The sequence below is a fragment of the Burkholderia mycopellens genome (assembly GCF_964265025.1).
GTDB lineage: Bacteria > Pseudomonadota > Gammaproteobacteria > Burkholderiales > Burkholderiaceae > Burkholderia.
In genome coordinates, this window is record NZ_OZ183803.1 from 45,373 (window position 1) to 59,817 (window position 14,445).

Annotated in this window: 12 protein-coding genes; 1 reads left to right on the top strand and 11 read right to left on the bottom strand. The window is 67.5% G+C overall.

Features of this window, described 5'->3' with window-relative positions; translation table 11 throughout:
* Positions 1-186: 186 nt before the first annotated feature.
* From ACPTTC_RS18510 to glcD, 8 genes are all read right to left on the bottom strand, one after another.
* Complete coding sequence (locus ACPTTC_RS18510) at positions 187-831, bottom strand: response regulator (protein ID WP_043186307.1); 645 nt, start codon at positions 829-831, stop codon at positions 187-189.
* 29 nt (positions 832-860) lie between these two features.
* The gene (locus ACPTTC_RS18515; RefSeq protein WP_175952765.1) at positions 861-2,246 is read right to left on the bottom strand and encodes a cache domain-containing protein; all 1,386 of its coding nucleotides are present in this window, start codon (positions 2,244-2,246) and stop codon (positions 861-863) included.
* Between the two features lie 171 nt (positions 2,247-2,417).
* Positions 2,418-3,980 carry a sensor domain-containing diguanylate cyclase gene (locus ACPTTC_RS18520; RefSeq protein ID WP_423393404.1) on the bottom strand — a complete coding sequence of 521 codons (1,563 nt, stop codon included), beginning with the start codon at positions 3,978-3,980 and terminating at the stop codon, positions 2,418-2,420.
* A 529-nt stretch (positions 3,981-4,509) separates the two neighbouring features.
* A complete protein-coding gene (locus tag ACPTTC_RS18525; protein ID WP_423393405.1) occupies positions 4,510-6,684 on the bottom strand; it encodes a malate synthase G in 2,175 nt (724 codons plus the stop codon).
* Positions 6,685-7,013: 329 nt separating this feature from the next.
* Complete coding sequence (locus ACPTTC_RS18530; RefSeq protein ID WP_175965245.1) at positions 7,014-7,418, bottom strand: GlcG/HbpS family heme-binding protein; 405 nt, start codon at positions 7,416-7,418, stop codon at positions 7,014-7,016.
* Between the two features lie 20 nt (positions 7,419-7,438).
* The gene (glcF, locus tag ACPTTC_RS18535) at positions 7,439-8,659 is read right to left on the bottom strand and encodes a glycolate oxidase subunit GlcF (protein ID WP_423393406.1); all 1,221 of its coding nucleotides are present in this window, start codon (positions 8,657-8,659) and stop codon (positions 7,439-7,441) included.
* 30 nt (positions 8,660-8,689) lie between these two features.
* Positions 8,690-9,766 carry a glycolate oxidase subunit GlcE gene (gene glcE, locus ACPTTC_RS18540; RefSeq protein ID WP_423393407.1) on the bottom strand — a complete coding sequence of 359 codons (1,077 nt, stop codon included), beginning with the start codon at positions 9,764-9,766 and terminating at the stop codon, positions 8,690-8,692.
* Positions 9,766-11,265, bottom strand: a complete 1,500-nt coding sequence (glcD, locus tag ACPTTC_RS18545) for a glycolate oxidase subunit GlcD (protein ID WP_423393408.1) — start codon at positions 11,263-11,265, stop codon at positions 9,766-9,768. Before glcD ends, glcE begins: the two co-directional genes overlap by 1 nt.
* 221 nt (positions 11,266-11,486) lie before the next feature.
* On the opposite strand from glcD, the gene glcC reads away from it, so the two are divergent.
* Positions 11,487-12,257 (top strand): transcriptional regulator GlcC, encoded by a 771-nt coding sequence (gene glcC / locus ACPTTC_RS18550; RefSeq protein WP_423393409.1) that lies wholly within the window; start codon positions 11,487-11,489, stop codon positions 12,255-12,257.
* A gap of 15 nt (positions 12,258-12,272) precedes the next feature.
* Here glcC and ACPTTC_RS18555 read toward each other — a convergent pair whose 3' ends face one another.
* The 3 genes from ACPTTC_RS18555 to ACPTTC_RS18565 are packed head-to-tail and all read right to left on the bottom strand — an operon-like array spanning position 12,273 to position 14,363.
* Positions 12,273-12,743 (bottom strand): hypothetical protein, encoded by a 471-nt coding sequence (locus ACPTTC_RS18555; RefSeq protein WP_423393410.1) that lies wholly within the window; start codon positions 12,741-12,743, stop codon positions 12,273-12,275.
* Between the two features lie 22 nt (positions 12,744-12,765).
* Positions 12,766-13,146 carry a DUF4258 domain-containing protein gene (locus tag ACPTTC_RS18560; RefSeq protein WP_423393411.1) on the bottom strand — a complete coding sequence of 127 codons (381 nt, stop codon included), beginning with the start codon at positions 13,144-13,146 and terminating at the stop codon, positions 12,766-12,768.
* Positions 13,143-14,363, bottom strand: coding sequence for an ISL3 family transposase (locus tag ACPTTC_RS18565; RefSeq protein WP_423391749.1), 1,221 nt, complete (start codon positions 14,361-14,363; stop codon positions 13,143-13,145). The genes ACPTTC_RS18560 and ACPTTC_RS18565 overlap by 4 nt, the downstream gene beginning before the upstream one ends.
* Between the last annotated feature and the right edge of the window lie 82 nt (positions 14,364-14,445).

Consider the following 14,445-nt stretch of genomic DNA (forward strand, 5'->3'; position numbering starts at 1 on the left):
GCTCTCGGGCGCCGGCTTCGGTGCGGGCACGCCATATGTGCCGGTCATGCAGACGTCATGCGAAACACGAGCACGATGCGCGTTCCGGCAAGCGAAAGGATTCCATCGCCCTCGGGGTGAAGTCGATTGGACAACTCTGAAATTGGAAGCCGACTTGCGCGTGACGTGCGCAACCGGAATGGCGTCCTATCTGCGCCGATGCTCGACCGCGAACTTGATCAGCTCGGCCTGCCCTTCGATTTCCAGCTTGCGCTTCAAATTGAGCCGGTGCGTCTCGACCGTGCGTACCGACAGCCCCGTCTGTTGCGCGATCTGCTTGCTCGACAGCCCTTCCGCCAGCGCGTCGAGGATGTCGCGTTCGCGCGGCGTGAGCCGGTCAAGCGGCGATGCGGTCGCGCTCGCGTGGATCATCCGCGCGGCGAGCCCTTCGCTGAAAAACGTCTGGCCGGCCAGCACCGCGCCGATCGCGCGCACGATCTCGCTCGCGGGCGAATCCTTCAGCAGGTAGCCGCTCGCGCCGGCACGCACGGCCTGCGTCACGTATTCGATGTTGTCGTGCATCGACAGCATCAGCACGCGGATGCCCGGAAAGCGCTCGTGGAAGACGCCCGCGAGCGTGATGCCGTTCATCCCGTTCATGCCGACGTCCATCAGCGCGAGATCGGGTTCGAGCGACGCGGCGAGCGCGAGCGCCTCGTCGGCGTTGCCGGCTTCGCCGACCACGGACAGGTCGGCCGCTTCGAGCCGCATCCGCAAGCCGTCGCGCACGAGCGGGTGATCGTCGACGAGCAGCAGTCGGGCGACGGGCCGGGCGGTGTCGGGGGCGCTCATGCGTGAAAGGTCTCCTGTGATGGGGCGCGTCATGACGCGGCGCCGGGCAGCGGCACGCGCGCGGCGACGATCGTGTGGCCGACCTGCGACGAGATCGTCAGCATGCCGCCGAGCGCATCGAGGCGCTCGCGCATGTTGCGCAGGCCGATGCCGCGGCGCGCGTCGGCCTGCGAGCGTTCGGCGTCGAAGCCGCAGCCGTTGTCGGCGATGGTCAGCACGACGGATTGTGCGCCGACGTCGAGCGTGACGGCCGCGCGCGACGCCTGCGCATGATGCACGATGTTGCTGAGCGCTTCCTGGGCGATCCGGAACAGCGCGGTGTTGACGGCTTCGGGCAGCGGCCGGGCGCCGCTGTGCGCAACCTGCGTGTAGCCGATGTCGATGCCGCTTTCGGCGCCGAGCTCGCGGACAAGCTGTTCGAGCGCGGCTGCGAGGCCGAGGTCGTCGAGCATGGACGGACGCAGCGCATGCGAGATGCGGCGCACTTCGCGCAGCGTGTCGCCGAGCCGCCCGACGCCTGAAGCCAGCGCCTGCTCGGCCTCGGGCACGCGCGCCGAGCCGCGTTCGAAACGTGCGAGCGCGGATTCGAGCATCAGCTTCGCGGACACCATCATCTGGCTGATCCCGTCATGCAACTCGCGCGACAGCCGTGCCCGCTCCTGCTCCTGCGATTCGACCACACGCTGCGCGAGCAGCTTGAGCTTCGCGTCGGCGCTGCGCGACTCGCTGACGTTCAGCACCAGCGCGCACACGGCGATCGCCGCCGCGCCGGTGAGCGCGATCGCGGTGAGCCAGCTCATCGTGCGCTCGATGTTCGCGGAAGCGCGCGCGTCGATGCGCTGCAGCGCAGTGTCGACGTCGTCGAGATAGATGCCGGTGCCGACCATCCAGCCCCAGCGCTCGAGCGCGACGACGTAGCCGAGCTTCGGCGCGACGCGGCCCGTCGACGGCCGCTGCCATGCGTAGCGCACGTAGCCGCCGCCGCTCGACGCCGCGCCGATCAGCTTCTGGATCGTCAGCGCGCCCTGCGGGTCGCGCATCGACCAGTAGTTGTGGCCGACCCGCTCGGGCTCGCGCGGATGCATCAGCGAATTGCCGTGCAGGTCGTACACGAAGAAATAGCCGTCGGGGCCGAAATCCATCTTCTGCAGCATCGCGAGCGCCTGCATGCGCAGCAGCGCGTCGTCGCGCGCGTTGCGGCCGCTCGCGTCGTAGAGCGGCATGATCGCGCTCGTCGCCAGCTCGACGTAGTGCTTCAGCTCGACTTCCTTGCTCGACAGGTACGCGGCCTGGATCGTCGCGTGCTGCGTGCGCGCGAGGGACGTCGCCTGCTGGCGCACGCCGAAGCCGATGCCGGCGATCGCGAGCAGGAACGGCACGATGGCCAGGAGGAAGATCTTTGCCTTGAGTCTCATGGTGGTGCGAAGCGGCCGCCCACCGGCGCGGACCGGCCGGGTGCGTCAGCCGCGCGGCGGCGTGCGGCGGTGTGTCGAGGCGACATTGTCGGCGATTTTGTGCACGGGCGGCGACGGCGGCCCGGCGGCCGCCCTGCCTTCGCTCGGCTACGTGGCGTGTATCCCGGCCGTTCAGGCCTGCCGCGCCGCGAGGCCGCCGGAAGCGGCCGCGTGCACGACGATGCGGTTGCGCCCGCCTTCCTTCGCGCGATACAGCGCGTCGTCGGCGAGCTTCAGCGCGGCCTGCATGTCGTCGTCGCGTTCGGGATAGCTGGTCGTCACGCCGATGCTCACCGTCAGGCGGCCGGAGGCGCCGGCGTCGTGCCGGATGCCCAGATCGAGGACGCTGGTACGGATCGTCTCGGCGATCGTCACCGCGCCGTCCGTGTCGATGTCGGGCAGCACCACGACGAACTCCTCGCCGCCGTAGCGCGCCGCGTAATCGGCCGGGCGGCGCAGGCAGCCGGCGATGCAACGGCCGACCGCGGCGAGCGCGTCGTCGCCGGCCTGGTGGCCCTGGGTGTCGTTGTAGCGCTTGAAGTAATCGACGTCGATGAACAGCAGCGACAGCGCATGCTGCGAGCGCGCGGCGCGGCGCCATTCGCGCGCGAGCGTGACGTCGAGCATCCGGCGGTTGTCGAGGCCCGTGAGGCCGTCGGTGCGCGCGAGCGCCTGCAGCTCGGTTTCCGCGCGGTGGCGCTTGCGCAGCTGCACGTCGAGCAGCAGCGACAGGCCGACGAAGCCGATCGCGAGCGCGACCATCGCGGAGCCGATCGGAATCGCACGGTCGTACCACGCGGCGTAGGTGTCCGCTTCCGAGCGCGCGACCATGACGATGAGCGGCAGGTGATCGAGGTGCCGGAACACGTACAGGCGTCGCACGCCGTCGATCGACGCGGTATCGGCGAAGCTGCCTGCGCTGGCGGTCATGAAATGCCGGAACGTGCTGGCGTGGCTGATGTCGCGGCCGACGATCTTCGGGTCGTACGGCTCGCGCGCGAGCATCTTGCCGTCGGTGTTGATCAGCGCGATCGAGCCGCGATCGCCAAGCGACAGGCGCGAGAACAGGTTCTGGAAATATTCGAGCCGGATCGACATGACGGCGACGCCGCCGAACGAGCCGTCGGGCTTCGTGATCCGCCGGCTGAGTGCGATGCTCGGCGAGCCGCCGCGCAGCCGCGAATGATACGGGGGGCTGACGTACAGGCCGGCGTCGGGGTGGTCGCGGTGCACGGTGAAGTACGGTTCGTTGCCGAAGTTGGCCGTGCGCGGCACGTCGCTCTTGCCATCGACCGCGATGTCGCCCTTCGCGTCGAGCACATAGATGCCGCCGAGGTACTTGGCGGTCGTCGCACGGTCGAACAGCACCTGGCGGCGCAGCGGCATCGGCAGCTTGACGACGTCGGGGTCGTTCTCGCCTTCCACGACGGCCTGCAGCGACAGCGAATAGATCTCGATGTTGCGCTCGATGTCCCACGACGCCATCAGCGCGAGATTCTGCTGCATCGCGGCCGAGCGGTCGCGCGCGTCGATGCGGCCTTCGTACAGCACGATCCCGCACAGGAGCAGCAGGACCAGCACGATCAGCAGCCCGGTATAGAAGATCAGGTGCGGCAGCAGGAACCGGCGCAGATGAGCGGCGACACGGCTCGTCAGGCCGGATTCGCTGGGCATTGCGTAGTCGGTTTCTGCCATGGTCCCGTGGATCGGTGGGCATTGCCGCCGGGAGGCGGGCCGATGCGATTGTTCGTATGACGTGCAGGCGGCGATCCGTTACGCGGCCATTTCGACGCCTTCTGCCGCCCGGCGCAGAAAATGGACGCCGATTATCGGTAATCACGGCCAGATATACCGGTAAATCAAACGTTCACTGGTGACATCTGCGCCGATTCAACGATCCGATGAATCGGGCAACGCGAATTCAACGGAGTATAACGCGCGCGTTCGCACGCGCGAGAAATGTTGCGGACGGTTGATCCCGATCAAATTACCGTGTAATCCCGGGCTTGCGAATTCCGGGCAGAGCGTTGTGGCGCAAGGCTGCGCGGCATAAAGGGCCGTAGCGCGCGGCATGCGGCCGTCGAGTTCATCCGGTGAGCGGCACGCGCCCGCGAAAAATGAAGGCGGACGATATGCGCCGATTATCCGTTTCAACGGCCGGGCGAACCCGAAAATGAAAACGGGCGACCGTTGCGGCCGCCCGTTTCGTGAAGCACGCCTGCGCTTAACCGCCGTGCTGTTGCGCCTTGAACGCGAGGCGGAACCGGTGCAGCAGCGGCTCGGTATAGCCGCTCGGCTGTGACGTGCCCTGCAGCGCGAGCGCGCACGCGGCCTTGAACGCGGTCGACTGGTCGTAGTCGGGCGCCATCGGGCGATAGTTCGGGTCGCCGGCGTTCTGCTGGTCGACGACGCGCGCCATCCGCTTGAACACGTCGAGCACGAACGCCTCGGTGATCACGCCGTGGCGCAGCCAGTTCGCGATGTGCTGGCTCGAAATGCGCAGCGTCGCGCGGTCTTCCATCAGGCCGACGTCATGGATGTCGGGCACCTTCGAGCAGCCGACGCCCTGTTCGACCCAGCGTACGACGTAGCCGAGGATGCCCTGCGCGTTGTTCTCGACCTCGCTCAGGATCTCGGCCTCGCTCCACTCGGCGCGCTCGACGACCGGCACGGTCAGCAGGCCTTCGAGCAGCGTGCCGCGTTCGCTCGCGTACGGCGTCTTCTCGAGTTCCTGCTGGACGGCCTGCACGTCGACGAGGTGGTAGTGCAGCGCGTGCAGCGTCGCGGCGGTCGGCGACGGCACCCATGCGGTGTTCGCGCCGGCGCGCGGATGCGCGATCTTCTGCTCGAGCATCGCGTGCATCAGGTCCGGCATCGCCCACATGCCCTTGCCGATCTGCGCGCGGCCGCGCAGGCCGGCCGACAGGCCCGCGAGCACGTTGTTGCGCTCGTACGACTGGATCCACGCGGACGATTTCATGTCGCCCTTGCGGATCATCGGGCCCGCTTCCATCGCGGTGTGCATCTCGTCGCCGGTGCGATCGAGGAAGCCGGTGTTGATGAACGCCACGCGGGCGGCGGCCGCGGCGATACACGCGGCGAGGTTCACGCTGGTGCGGCGCTCCTCGTCCATGATGCCCATCTTCAGCGTGTTGCGCGGCAGGTTGTACAGATCCTCGATGCGCGCGAACAGCGTATCGGCGAACGCGACTTCGACCGGGCCGTGCATCTTCGGCTTCACGATGTAGATCGAGCCCGTGCGCGAGTTGCGCTTCGCCTTCAGGTCGTGCAGCGAGCACAGCACCGTGACGACGCCGTCGAGAATCCCTTCCGGAATCTCGTTGCCGTCGCGGTCGAGCACCGCGCCGTTGGTCATCAGGTGGCCGACGTTGCGCACGAACAGCAGCGAGCGGCCGTGCAGCGACAGCGTGCCGCCGGCGGGCGTGGTGTACTCGCGATCGGCGTTCAGGCGGCGCGTGAAGGTCTTGCCGCCCTTCGCGACTTCCTCGACCAGCGTGCCCTGCATCAGGCCGAGCCAGTTGCGGTAGAGCTGGACCTTGTCGTCGGCGTCCACTGCCGCGACCGAATCCTCGCAGTCGATGATCGTGCTGACCGCGGCTTCGAGCACGACGTCCTTCACGTTCGCGAGATCGGCGCGGCCGATCGGGGTCGACGCGTCGATCTGGATCTCGAGGTGCAGGCCGTTGTGCTTCAGCAGGATCGCGGACGGCGCGCCGGCCGCGCCCTGGTAGCCGACGAACTGCGCCGGCTGCGCGAGGCCCACGATGCCCTTGGCGGTTTCGACGGCGAGCTGGCCGTCCTGCACGCGGTAGCGCAGCGCGTCGCGGTGCGAGCCGCTCGCGAGCGGCGCCGCGTTGTCGAGCACGTTGCGCGCATAGTCGATCACGCGCTGGCCGCGCGTCGGGTTGTAGGTCGCGGTGCGCTCGGCGCCGCCGTCTTCAGGCAGCGCATCGGTGCCGTACAGCGCGTCGTACAGGCTGCCCCAGCGGGCATTCGCGGCGTTCAGCGCATAGCGCGCGTTCGACAGCGGCACGACGAGCTGCGGGCCGGCCTGCGTGGCGATCTCGCTGTCGACGTTCGCGGTGGCTGCCGCGACGTTCGACGGGACCGGCACGAGGTAGCCGATGTGTTCGAGGAAGGCGCGATACGCGGCGTGGTCGCGCACGGGGCCGGGGTGCGCACGGTGCCAGGTGTCGAGTTCCTGCTGCAGGCGGTCGCGTTCCGCGAGCAGCTCGCGGTTGCGCGGCGCCAGGTCGTGCACCAGGGCCGAGAAACCGCTCCAGAACGCGGCCTTGTCGATGCCGGTGCCCGGCAACGCTTCGTTTTCAATGAACTGGCTCAGCGCTGGCGCGACTTGCAGTCCTGCTTGGTCGATCATCGTTAATCCTCCCGGGGAAAAAATCGCGCGCGGCTAGAGGGCCTGTTCACGCTAATAACGGGCTTGCGAACGCGCCTTGCCGGTCGTAGTGCAAGGAGCAAGGAGCGCCGTTTGGCCGAGCCAAACAAGCGACGCGCGACGCCGCAATGCGGCCGGCAAGGCGCGTTCCCCTGATCGGAAAAAATCATTTGTGGGGCTGGCCACCAGAAGGGCCGATCGCTGCGTCATGCTCCTTGCGAATACGTCGAGTATTCGCTTCGTCACAATCCTTGCGCTCGGCCCTTCTGGTAGCCAGCGCAAGCCCGTTATTAGCGTGAACAGGCCCTCTCCTATGCCACGACGCTTTGTGTGCCGGCGCGGGCGATCTGCGCGTCCTGTTCGGACTTTACGCCAGACACGCCGATCGCGCCCGCGATCCGGCCGCCGACCGTGACCGGCACGCCGCCTTCGAGCAACCCCGTCAACGGCGCGCTGAGAAACGCGGTGCGGCCACCGTTGATCATATCCTCATACGCCTTCGTCTCGCGACGGCCGAGCGCCGCCGCGCGCGCCTTGTCCTGCGCGATGGTGGCGCTGGCCGGCGATGCGCCGTTCAGCCGCGCGAACGCGAGCAGGTGGCCGCCGTCGTCGACGACGGCGATCGACACGGCCCAGCCGTGGCGTTCCGCTTCCGCGCGGGCGGCGGCGAGCATGCGGTCCGCATCGGCGAGTTCGAGTTCGGGTTTCGTCTGCATGGCATTCCTCCGGAATCAGGTCAGTTGACGAGAGCGTTGTCGACGAGCTCGATCCAGTGGCGCACAGGCGTACGGCCCGCGCCGTTCAGGTGAGTCTGGCAGCCGACGTTCGCCGTGACAATCAGGTCCGGCCGCGCGGCTTCGAGCGCGTCGAGCCGGTTGTCGCGCAGTGTCGTCGCGAGTTCGGGCTGCGTCAGCGAATACGTGCCGGCCGAGCCGCAGCACAGATGGCCGTCGGCGACATTCGTCAGATCGAAGCCGAGCCGCGTCAGGATGCGCTCGACCGCGCCGCCGAGGCGCTGTGCGTGCTGCAGCGTGCACGGGCAGTGCACCGCGATGCGGCGTGGCGTCGACCCGGCCAGCGCGTCGAGCGGCTCGGCCGCGATGACCTCGGCGAGATCGCGTGCGAGCGCGCTGACCCGTTGCGCCTTTTCCGCATAGACGGGGTCGGAGCGCAGCAGGTCGCCGTATTCCTTGACGAACGCGCCGCAGCCGCTCGCCGTCAGCACGATCGCTTCCGCGCCCGCTTCGATCGCGGGCCACCACGCGTCGATATTGCGGCGCGCGCGGGCAAGACCGGCATCTTGCGCGTTCAGGTGATATTCGGTCGCGCCGCAGCAGCCGGCTTCGCGCGCCGGGCTCACGCCGATGCCGAGCCGGTCGAGCACGCGCGCGGCGGCCGCGTTGGTATTCGGCGACAGCGACGGCTGCACGCAGCCTTCGAGCATCAGCACGCGCCGTGCGTGGCGCACGGGCGGGCGCGGTGCGGCCATTGGCGCGGCCGCCGGGATCTTGTCCCGCAGCGTGCCGGGCAGCAGCGGGCGCAGCGCGCGGCCGGCCTTCAGCAACGCGGCGAACGTCGCCGGGCGCGGCACGACATGCCGCAGCCCCGCGCGCAGCAGGCGCTCGTGCGCGGGCCGCTGCACGCGCTTCTCGGCTTCCGCGCGGCCGATGTCGAGCAGCGTGTGATAGCGCACGCCGGACGGGCAGGTCGTCTCGCAGTTGCGGCACGTCAGGCAGCGGTCGAGATGCTGCTGCGTGCGCTCGCCGCACGGCTCGCCTTCGAGCAGCTGCTTGATCAGGTAGATGCGCCCGCGCGGCCCGTCGAGCTCGTTGCCGAGTACCTGGTAGGTCGGGCAGGTCGCATTGCAGAAGCCGCAGTGCACGCACGCGCGCAGGATCGCTTCCGCTTCGTCGGCCCGGGCGAGGGCCTTGCTTGCTTCGCTGAGATTGGTTTGCATCGGCGGATCGGGGTCGGGATCGGGTTCGCGTCAGAAGTCGGCGTACAGCCGGCCTGGATTGAAAATCGCGTGCGGGTCGAGCTGCGCCTTGAGCTGCCGGTGCACGCGCAACAACGCGGGCGGCAGCGGCTGGAACGGCTCGCGCGTCGTGCCCGGCGTGAAGCAGCTCGCGTGACCGCCCCATTGCGCGGCGAGCCGCTGCACGTCGGCCGGTGCGGCGTCGCTCTTCAGCCAGCGCTGTGCGCCGCCCCAGTCGGCAAGCAGCGCGCCGGGCAATGCGTCGAGCGGCGCGGCGGCCGGCGCCGACACGCGCCACAGCGGGCGCGGATCGTCGAAGAACGGCAGCGCGAGGTCGCGCAGCCGTGCCCAGAACGCATCGTCGCGATCGTCCATGCGCTCGCCGCCGATCGTGTCGCGCGCGGCCTTCACCGAGCCCTCGCCGCCCTCGATCCGCACGCGCAGCACGCCGTCCGCGTGGCATGCGCCCGCGAGCGGCAGCCCCGCCCGCCGCCACGCGGCGATGCGCTGCACGGCTTCGTCCACGGCAAGCGGCAACGCAAGATCGCACGTCGCACGCGGCTTCGGCAGCACCTTCAGCGATACCTCGGTCACGACGCCGAGGCAGCCGAAGCTGCCCGCGAGCAATCGCGACACGTCGTAGCCCGCGACGTTCTTCATCACCTCCCCGCCGAAGCGCAGGTGCTTCGCGTGGCCGGTGATCACGCGGCAGCCGAGCACGAAGTCGCGCACCGCGCCGGCCCACGGGCGGCGCGGGCCCGACAGCGCCGCTGCGAACATGCCGCCGACCGTTGCCGCGCCGCCGAACGACGGCGGCTCGCACGGCAGCATCTGGCCGGCCGCGTCGAGCATCGCTTCGAGTTCGGCGAGCGGCGTGCCCGCGCGTGCGGTGACGACGAGTTCGGTCGGGTCGTACGACACGACGCCGCGATGCGTGCGCACGTCGAGCGCGCGGCCTTCGACGGGGCGGCCGAGGAACGCCTTCGTGCCGGCGCCGCGGATGTGCAGCGGCTGGCGGTCGTGGATCGCCGCGTCGACCTGGGCCACCAGCGCCGCGCTGTCGTCGATCGATTCGATGTCAGGTCGCATCAGAAGCGCTCCAGTTCGGGAAACGGCAGCTTGCCGTGATGGACGTGCATCGCGCCGAATTCGGCGCAGCGGTGCAGCGTCGGGATGTTCTTGCCGGGATTGAGCAGGCCCTGCGGATCGAATGCGGCCTTCACCGCGTGGAAGAACGTGATCTCGTCGGCGTTGAACTGCACGCACATCTGGTTGATCTTCTCGCGCCCGACGCCGTGCTCGCCGGTGATGCTGCCGCCCGCCGCGACGCACAGCTCGAGGATCCTTCCGCCGAGCGCTTCCGCGCGGTCGAGTTCGCCGGGCCGGTTCGCATCGAACAGGATCAGCGGGTGCATGTTGCCGTCGCCCGCGTGGAACACGTTCGCGACCGGCAGCCCGTATTCGGCGGACAGCGCGGCAATGCCTTCGAGCACGCGCGGCAGCTCGCGGCGCGGGATCGTGCCGTCCATGCAGTAGTAGTCGGGCGACATGCGGCCGACCGCGGGGAATGCGTTCTTGCGGCCGGCCCAGAAGCGCTGGCGCTCGGCTTCGTCGCGCGCGACGCGGATCTCGGTTGCACCCGCGTCGCGCAGCAGCGCGGCGACGCGTTCGGCGTCTTCGTCGACGTCGGTCGGCGAGCCGTCGAGTTCGCACAGCAGGATCGCCTGTGCGTCGACCGGGTAGCCCGCGTGAATGAAATCCTCCGCCGCGCGGATCGCGAGGTTGTCCATCATTTCGAGGCCGCCGGGGATCACCCCCGCGCCGATGATTGTCGCGACCGCCGCGCCGGCTTGAGCGACGTCGTCGAAGCTCGCCATCAGCACCTTCACGCTCGGCGGCTTCGGCAGCAGCTTCACGGTGACTTCCGTGACGATGCCGAGCATCCCTTCCGAGCCGGTGAACAACGCGAGCAGGTCGAAGCCGGGTGCGTCGAGCGCGTCGGCGCCGAGCGTGAGCGTGTCGCCGTCGATCGTCAGGATCTCGACCTTCAGGATGTTGTGCACGGTGAGGCCGTATTTCAGGCAGTGCACGCCGCCCGCGTTCTCGGCGACGTTGCCACCGATCGAGCAGGCGATCTGCGACGACGGATCGGGTGCGTAGTAGAGGCCGTACGGCGCGGCCGCTTGCGAGATCGCGAGGTTGCGCACGCCGGGCTGCACGCGCGCGATGCCGGCATCGGGGTCGATGTCGAGAATCCTGTTGAACTTCGCCATGACGAGCAGGAGGCCTTTTTCGAGCGGCATCGCGCCGCCCGACAGGCCCGTGCCCGCGCCGCGCGCGACCACCGGCACGCCGAGCGCGGCCGCGACGCGCAGCACCGCGCGCACCTCGTCGACCGTGTCGGGCAGCACGACCGCGAGCGGCACCGTGCGATAGGCGGCGAGGCCGTCGCATTCGAACGGCTTGAGCGCCTCGCGTTCGTGCAGCACGTCGAGGCCGGGCGCCGCCGCGTGCAGCGCGGCGACGAGTGTGTCGCGGCCGACGGTCGCCAGCGGGCCGTCGATCCGTTCGTCGTAGGTGAAACTCATCGGGTGTCTCCGTCTCCTTCATGCGGCGCCGCGCGATGGGAGGTGCGCCGAATGGACGGGATTCTTGGCGGATGGCGGATGCGTGTCCAGACGTGACATGCGTGGTCATACCAGTTTTTGGAAGGTGACCGGAAATCCGCTTCGATGTCAGCCGGTTAGCCCAGCGCTGTAAAGGCTTTGTGAGAAAATCGCCGATATCCTTTAGAAGTGGTCATACCAGTATGGAAATGCAGGATCGCGCGGGCCCGGCGCGGAACGTGGCCGACGTCGTCGCCGAGCGCATCGAGAAGCTGATCGTCGACGGTGTGCTGAAGGCCGGGCAGGCATTGCCGTCCGAACGGCGGCTGACCGAGAAGCTCGGCGTGTCGCGCACGGCCGTGCGTGAAGGGATGAAGCTGCTGCGTGCGCGCGGGATCATCGACACCACGCACGGCAAGGGCTCGTTCGTCGCGAGCCTGACCCCGCAGCGCGAGATCACGCCGATGATGCATCTGCTCGGCTCGCAGCCGCGCACGCTGTACGACCTGTTCGAGGTGCGCGGGATGCTCGAGACGGAGGCCGCGCGGCTCGCGGCGCTGCGCGGGACGCCGGCCGATTTCATCCTGATCAGGCGCCGCTATGAGGAAATGACCGCGGCCGATGCGCAGGATCTCGATCCCGCTGCGCGGGCGAAGCTCGATCATGCGTTTCATCTTGCGATCTGCGAGGCGTCGCATAACCCGGTGCTCGTGAATACGTTGCAGTCGCTGACGGATCTGCTGCTCAGTTCGGTGTTTGCGTCGGTGAACAACCTCTATCACCGCGAACCGCTGAAGAAGCAGATCGACCGCCAGCATGCGCGGCTCTACAACGCGGTCACTGGGCGGCTGCCCGAGCAGGCGCGCAAGGCCGCGAGCGAACATATCCGCCAGTGCGTCGAGTATCTGCGCGAGATCGAGCAGGAGGAGCAGCGGCTGGTGCGGTCGACGTTGCGGCTCGAAGGGTGGACTTAGGCGCGTTGGTTTTTGTCAGGTGGCCGTGTAGTCGGCATCGTCCTGCGCTTCGAGCCTGGATGCCCAGCCGGACTTGGCTTCTTTCAGCACGATTCGCTGTTTTTCTGCACGCTCGATCGCGTTGATGCGCTCGATTGCCGACGCGATAGGAACATTGCCGTCCGCGTGTGCGAGGTACAGCAGGCGAACCAGTTTGTCGGCCCAGCGTGGCACTTTGCCCGACTTCTCCCAGCGGGCGACCGCCTGCTCGTTGTTGCCGAGCAGCTTGGCCAGTCCGCTCTGCGATTGCATCAGGCCGGCGCTGCGCACATACCGAAACTCGACCCCCGTGAGCGGAGCGGCTTTTTTCGCGAGCGCGAGACAGATTGCGGTGCAGAGTCCGTCCAGATCGTTGATGGACACACCGTCGCCATAGGGTGTCTTGTGCAGCGTATATCCGTTCGTCAGCCATACATTCTTCAGGCCACCGTCGGTGTAGTGATACATATCAGCCCCTTGGTGCGTCAATTCAGCGTTTGGTGACTTCCATCACGGTGATCACCGTGAGGTGAGGAGCAGGATGATCCACGAGTACGGCCACGCCGACATTGACGCCCGACACATACCGCTCCATCACACAGCGCAGGCCCGATGCCCGCATGTCCGGTTCAGGCTCGCTCACGATGACGCCCTTGCGCAGCGTTTCCAGCACCATCGGATCGTTGATCTTCCGCTGCCGCATCCGGTCGCGTGCATGGCCGACGAACACGATGTTCGCTGAAATGGCCGCACATACCCGGATGTGCTTCTCAAGCTGTCGTTTGGATGGTTGCCCCAATCGCACACCTATCATTTTGATAGGTTTGAGTTTACGCTGTTTGCTGAGTGTCGGGGATAAATTTTGGTTCAACGCGGAATTCCGGGGAACGCGGCGCGGATCTTGAGGAAGAAATACTCCTCGTCGCGATAGCCGTAGGCCCTGCGCTTGATGACCTTGATGGTGTTGTTGATGCCTTCGACAACGCTGGTATTGAGCGGATGGCGGCAGCGGGTCACGATTCCGTGCCAGTAGCCCTGCAAGCGCTCGGCGAACTTTTGCAGGGCGGCAATCCCGCTTTGCTGGGCCTGTTCGAACCATTGCCCCCAAGCCTTGTCCGCCCAGGCTGGCTTTCGGTAGAACCAGAGCCGTTTGAGCTCGTCGCGTAGCACGTAGACGCATAACAGCGACTGATTGGCGGCCAGCAACTCCCTCAACTGCACTGCCTGTTCTGGCTTCAGATTGTGCCGGTTGCGCAGTAACAGCCAGCGGCTGGACTTCAGAACCTTCCGGGCCGGCTTGTCATGTCGAAGTTGATTGGCCTGATCCACACGTACCCGGTCGATCACTTCGCGGCCGTACTTGGCCACGACGTGGTACAGGTCAAAGACGATTTCCGCTTGCGGGCAGTGCTCCTTGATCTCCAGCTCATAGGCCGTGGTCATGTCGATGGCGACCGCTTCGATGCGCTCGGCAACGCCTTCGGGCAACTGTTCGAAGAAGGCTCGAGCCGTTTCGCGCGAGCGTCCAGGTCCCACCCAGAGCACTTGTCGGCCGATCGGATCGACTACCACCGTGGCGTAGCGGTGGCCTTTATGCAGCGCAAACTCGTCCATCGCCAGATAGCGGATCGTCGACCAGTCCGGCTCGGCCACGCGCGCCCGTAGGCACATCTTGTCGATCGCTTTGACCGTGTGCCAGCCCAGATCGTAGAAGGCCGCCACCGCCTGCACGCTGGCAGCCTGTAGCAGCTTCTCGCACGCCTTGGCGAAGCGCTCCGTCACTCGTTGGTAGCGGCCCAGCCATGCAAGCTTCTCCAGTCGCGGGCCACCGCAGCGTTCACACCAGACCCGGCGACGAGGCACATACAACACCACCCGGTATTCGAACAGCGGCAGATCACGCACTCGGCGAACCGTCGTCTCGTGGATCTGCTGGCAGCGTGCACCGCATTGCTCGCAGTACATGACCTTGCTGACCGGCTTCAGATACAGCGATAGCGTGCGGCCTTCGCCTTCCGGCCATTCCACACGCTCCAACCGATAACCCGTCCAGCAACCCAGTGCCTGAAGCGCCTTGCGATCGAGCAATTCTTCCTCCTGACCTCCTTAAAGTCAGGCGTCAGGTTACGCAATCGCTCTCAAACCCTCCACGATTTTCCGCGATGAATCT